Annotated in this window: 1 other RNA gene; it reads left to right on the plus strand. The window is 53.1% G+C overall.

Annotated elements, in window-relative coordinates:
- A non-coding RNA gene (locus ADJ24_RS23740) (RtT sRNA) lies at positions 1-150 on the plus strand; the annotation flags it as partial.
- Between the last annotated feature and the right edge of the window lie 76 nt (positions 151-226).

Genomic DNA, 226 nt, shown 5'->3' on the forward strand with positions numbered 1-226 from the left:
GTTGACTTTTAATCAATTGGTCGCAGGTTCGAATCCTGCACGACCCACCACTAAGTCAGGTGGAAGTAGTAGTAAAACGTGAAGGATAACGTTGCGTCAGCAACGGCCCGTAGGGCGAGGCGAAGCCGAGTCATCCTGCACGACCCACCACTTAACGCATATCGGCAGTACAGAGTGGGTGATTAGCTCAGTTGGTAGAGCATCTCCTTTACACGGAGGGGGTCGG

Source organism: Enterobacter sp. 940_PEND (assembly GCF_001059415.1).
Lineage (GTDB): Bacteria > Pseudomonadota > Gammaproteobacteria > Enterobacterales > Enterobacteriaceae > Enterobacter > Enterobacter cloacae_M.